This window comes from Massilia sp. CT11-108, from assembly GCF_047302915.1.
In the GTDB taxonomy this organism is placed as follows: Bacteria; Pseudomonadota; Gammaproteobacteria; order Burkholderiales; family Burkholderiaceae_D; genus Telluria; species Telluria orientalis.
This window is the reverse complement of the sequence record NZ_JBKYMO010000469.1, coordinates 1-4282: the sequence shown is the minus strand read 5'-3', so window position 1 is coordinate 4282 and position 4282 is coordinate 1. Positions and strand designations below refer to the sequence as shown.

The 4282-nt window shown below is 66.1% G+C and carries 7 protein-coding genes; all 7 read right to left on the bottom strand.

Going from position 1 to position 4282, the window contains the following annotated elements; translation table 11 throughout:
- A partial coding sequence (locus tag ACEN88_RS25535; protein ID WP_413344169.1) for a hypothetical protein occupies positions 1–282 on the bottom strand: 282 nt, incomplete at its 3' end.
- Positions 283–299: 17 nt separating this feature from the next.
- Positions 300–719: a TadE/TadG family type IV pilus assembly protein gene (locus ACEN88_RS25530; protein WP_413344168.1), complete on the bottom strand. Its 420-nt coding sequence runs from the start codon at positions 717–719 to the stop codon at positions 300–302.
- Complete coding sequence (locus ACEN88_RS25525) at positions 716–1141, bottom strand: TadE/TadG family type IV pilus assembly protein (RefSeq protein WP_413344166.1); 426 nt, start codon at positions 1139–1141, stop codon at positions 716–718. The genes ACEN88_RS25530 and ACEN88_RS25525 overlap by 4 nt, the downstream gene beginning before the upstream one ends.
- A 9-nt stretch (positions 1142–1150) precedes the next feature.
- Positions 1151–2365 carry a pilus assembly protein TadG-related protein gene (locus tag ACEN88_RS25520; RefSeq protein ID WP_413344165.1) on the bottom strand — a complete coding sequence of 405 codons (1215 nt, stop codon included), beginning with the start codon at positions 2363–2365 and terminating at the stop codon, positions 1151–1153.
- Between the two features lie 70 nt (positions 2366–2435).
- Entirely contained in the window at positions 2436–2648 is a 213-nt protein-coding gene (locus tag ACEN88_RS25515; RefSeq protein WP_413344164.1) for a Flp family type IVb pilin, read from the bottom strand.
- A 151-nt stretch (positions 2649–2799) separates the two neighbouring features.
- On the bottom strand, positions 2800–3093 hold the full coding sequence (locus ACEN88_RS25510) for a hypothetical protein (protein WP_413344163.1): 294 nt from the start codon (positions 3091–3093) through the stop codon (positions 2800–2802).
- On the bottom strand, positions 3090–4282 hold a 1193-nt coding region (locus ACEN88_RS25505), incomplete at its 5' end, for a type II and III secretion system protein family protein (RefSeq protein WP_413344162.1). The genes ACEN88_RS25510 and ACEN88_RS25505, both read right to left, overlap by 4 nt.

The following is a 4282-nucleotide window of genomic DNA, read 5'->3' as shown; positions in this document are numbered from 1 at the left end:
GGCCCGCATCGCGTCGATCAGGAAGCCGGGCGCGCGCGCGGTGGACAGCAGCAGCACCGCCACGCCGGGACATTGCAGGGTCGTGCGCTCGATCTGGGCGAAGTCGAGCGCCTTGTCGTCGCGGCCGTCCAGCAGCAGCACGTCCGGCGCCAGTGCCTTGGCGAGCGTGCGCAGCTCGGCCGCGTTGCCGGCCGTGCTCATGATGTCATGGCCCGTGATGGCCAGGATCGAGGCCGCCAGCTTGAGGAAGGCCTTGTCCTCGGAAACGATTACGATTTTCATGGTGTCCTCTCGATGGGCTAGCAGAGCAGGGGGTTGTAGGTCATCATCTCGCGCGGGAGATAGGTCGAAAAACCGGGCAGCATCACCAGCGGGCTGGCCAGCAGGCTCGGGATGGGCGCGATCCAGCGGAATTGCAGGCCCGTGATCGAGACGGTGACGGATTCGCAGTTGGTCGCATCGCAGTTGGCTGGCTGCCAGGCGACGTCGATGTCGGAAATCTGCGGCATCAGGCCCCGCATCGTCGCGAGGATCCGTGCCTTGTCGGTCGGATCCGCGCACACGACGGCGTACCGGGCGCCGGCGCGGGCGGTCTCGCCGGCGACGTTCCACGTGTACAGCAGGCGCGCAAAGTCGAGGATGCCCAGCACGAAGCCGAGGAGCAGCAGGAAGGCGAGGGCGAATTCGACGCTGGTCGAACCCTTTTGTCTGGTGTTCATGACGGGCTCCGCATCGTGGCCTGGATCGTGCCGAAGACGATGTTGTTGAGACGCATGCCGAACACGTTGCCGGCCATCGGCACGAACGTGAATCCGGTGACGCTGACGGTGACGGTGTTCATGACCGGGTAGCTGCCCGTCGTGCTCCAGACGGGATCGGGCACGTTGGACGGCGTCAGTCCCGCGATGCGCGGGGAGCCGGTGCCGTTCGGGTTCCCGTAGACGATGATGTTCCTGGCGTTGGCGATGCCCGTGCCCTGGGCGCGGACCGACAGGTAGCGCGCCGACTGCCGTACCGCTTTCGTGATCGTGTCGTACTGGTAGTAGGCGCGGCCGAATTCCGTCGTCAGGAACAGCAGCATGACGAGCAGCGGCAGGACCAGGGCAAACTCGACGAGCGCAACGCCTTTGTGGTTCTTCATGGCGAACTCCTAACGTACGAGGACGGGAACGAGCGGCCCCGCGAGACCGCCCGGGAGACCGTTGGCCGTGCAGGGACTGGCCGCATCCGACGCGTTGCCCAGGAATTCCAGCTGCACGTCGTCGAACGGCGAGGGAATCGGCTGCAGCATGAGCATGCACGCGAAGTCGATTACGTTGCTGCCGCCGTCGACGACCGGCACCACGACGAGCCGCCGGTTGCTGCCGTACTTTTTGAGGTCACCGTTCGGCCCGCCCGTGGCGACCGTCTTGAACTGGTTGAGTTTGAGTTTGGTCAGGTTCTCACAGGCACTGACCGACGCGGCGCAGTTGGTAAAACTCTGGCGCTGATCGACGAAATCGTTGTAGGCATTGCTGCCAGCCTGCCAGGTGCCGGCCTTGGTATATACGTAGCCAGTAAAATCGGGGCTCGCGACATCCGGTCCGCTGTTGTTCTTGTAGATGCCGAAGCGTGTGTTCCAGGTATCCGCGATCGTTCCCTGCACACCGGGCGTGCCCAGCTTGCTGCCCACCCTGGTGCCGCAATAGCCTTTCAGTTCTGCTTCCGTTTCCGAGGCGCTGCTGCTGCCGTCCAGGTTCGCCCAGCCGATCTGCCCGGCTGAGGCATTGCTCTTGCTTAACAGCGTGACCCATTCGCCCTTGACGAACCCGTAATTGGGTTTGGCGCCGCCCGCCTTCGGTTTCAGTGCGAGGGGCATGGGGCAGGCCGACTGGGCCGGCGTGGTCGTCGCTTCCGCCAGGGCGGCGACGTCCATCTTCGCGGCGAACGCCGAGGAGCCGACGAGCAGGCCGGCCATGTGGACGAGGTTCGTCGCCGTGTCGTGCTGGGTGTGGTTGCAGCGTACGTAGCGCGCCGTCGCACTGGTGGCGCCCACGTCGTGGTTCTGGTCGCGGAACGTGATGTCGGCGGCCGTCACCTGGCCCTTGCCTTTCCACGTCGCGGACTGCAGGTCGACCCGGTTCGCGTTGCCGGCCGCGATGCCGGCATTGGTGGCCCGTGCCAGCGCATCGGGCTGGCCGTTCAATTCCTGCGCGGCGGCGAGGGCGCACGCGTCCATCGACGTTTGCAGTTCCGTCCGGATGATGAAGAGATGGCCGAGATCGAGCGCCAGTCCCATGAAGCCGAGCAGCAGGAACAGCAGGAGCGCGACGGTGACGATGACCGCGCCCGCTTCGTTTCTCCTCTGTTTGATCAGGAACCGCATGATCGTCCTCCTCCTCTCGCGATTCGTGGACCTGGCTTCCGGCAGAGGACCAGGTCCACGGTGGCCCGGTCTAGGTGCCGCTAGGGGTGCAGTTGCCGTTCAGGCAGTTACCGATCTTGGTGGCCAACGCCGAGAACGGATCGGAACCGGCGATCTTGGCGAGGCCGATGGCCAGCGCGATCGACACCAGGGCGATGATGAGTCCGTATTCGACGACTTGCGAACCTTCTTCTTCGCGTGCAAAGTCGGCGGCCAGGGTTTTCATGGTGGTCAGGATGTCCATGTCGAAGTCCTTTCAATGACTGGTTGGTGGAAAATCATGGGTCGACCGCGGTCGGCCCCTTGCTGCTTCTGCTACTACTTCATATCGGAGCCGACGGCGCTCCGCATTCGTCCAGGTGTGTCCTTTCAAGCTGATCGTGAGTGGAACATGTTCACCGGCCGCCGGAGCCGCCGTTGCCTGCGCCGAGCGCGCCGCCGATGTTGACGACGTTCACGACGGGCGGCGGCTCCTTGAACGAATCCCGGTAGCGCTTGATCGCTTCCTTCGCGGCGCGGCCGTCGATGCCCTTGACCTCGTCGGGGCGGCTGCCCGCGGCGGGATCGATCGTCATCGCCAGCCTGGCCTCGCGCACGGCCGCGCCCAGCTGCATGTCGTAGCGCGGGGTCGGGGTCGCCGCGCAACCGGCGGCCAGCAGCGCCAGCGCGCATACGGTGAGGGTCTTCATTTGTCGCTCCTTTCGAGGCTGCCGTTGAGGTACACGTCGGCCCGTGCCGGCGGCACGTGGTTGTCGGTGGGCAGGCGCGGCGTGGCGGCCAGCGGCTTGACGAGGCGGGGCGTGACGACGAACATCAGCTCCGTCTGGTCCTTCTGGAATTCGCTGCTGCGGAACAGCGCGCCGAGCACGGGGATCTCGCCCAGGCCGGGGAAGCGCTTGACCGTCTCCGTCGTGTTGTTCTTGATGAGGCCCGCGATGACGAAGCTCTGGCCGTCGTTCAGCTGCACCGTCGTGTCGGCGCGCCGCACGGTGAACGAGGGCAGCACCGAGGTGACGCCGTTGATCGTCGCGAACGGGTTGCCGGTCTGCGACAGGTCGGACACCTCGGACACCATCTTGAGGTTGACGCGCGCGCCGCCCAGCACCGTCGGCGTGAACTTGATGCCGATGCCGAATTCCTTTTCTTCCAGCGTGATCGTCGTGAAGCCGCCGGCGCCCGGATCGCGCGCGACCGGGATGAAGATCTTGCCGCCCGAGAGGAAGCTGGCCTGCTGGCCGCTGACGGCCATGATGTTCGGTTCCGCGAGCACGCGCACGAGGCCGTCGTCCTTCTGGCCGTCGACCTGCAGCGTCGTGCGGCCGAGCCGCATCGCCTGGGCGAAGCCGCCGCCTTCGCTGAGGAAGTTCGACAGCAGCGAGAACGTGTCCGTGCCGCCATTGCGGCTGCGGGCGAGGCCGACGCTGGAACCAAGTTTGTCGAGCAGCGTCTTGCTGACTTCCGCGATCTTCACCTCGAGCATGACCTGCTGGGCGCCCGCGACGTGCAGCAGGTTCACGACCTTCTTGCCGTCGCCGTAGGACGCGGCCAGCGCCAGCACCTGGTCGAGGACCGCGGCGTCGCTGACTTCGCCCGTCAGCACGAGGCTGTTTTCGGCGGCCTTGACGCGGATGCCGCGTTCGTCCGGCACCAGGTCAGCCAGCAGCGACTGCAGCGCTTCCGGATCGACGGTCACGACGATGTCCTTCAGGTGGCAGCGGCCGTCGGCATCCTGCAGGATCACGTTCATCGCGCCCGTCTTGCGGCCGAGGACGAACAGCTCCGTGGGGGCCAGCAGCGTGATGCGCACTTCCGACACGCCATCCTGTTCCGGCGCCGGGGCCGGCATGGCGGGCGCCGGCATGCCCGGCAGGGCGGCCG

Excerpts from the sequence above, each read along its gene's own strand:
- ACEN88_RS25530 (WP_413344168.1), bottom strand. The coding sequence starts at position 719 with ATGAACACCAGACAAAAGGGTTCGACCAGCGTCGAATTCGCCCTCGCC.
- ACEN88_RS25525 (WP_413344166.1), bottom strand. The coding sequence starts at position 1,141 with ATGAAGAACCACAAAGGCGTTGCGCTCGTCGAGTTTGCCCTGGTCCTG.
- ACEN88_RS25520 (WP_413344165.1), bottom strand. The coding sequence starts at position 2,365 with ATGCGGTTCCTGATCAAACAGAGGAGAAACGAAGCGGGCGCGGTCATC.
- ACEN88_RS25515 (WP_413344164.1), bottom strand. The coding sequence starts at position 2,648 with ATGGACATCCTGACCACCATGAAAACCCTGGCCGCCGACTTTGCACGC.
- ACEN88_RS25510 (WP_413344163.1), bottom strand. The coding sequence starts at position 3,093 with ATGAAGACCCTCACCGTATGCGCGCTGGCGCTGCTGGCCGCCGGTTGC.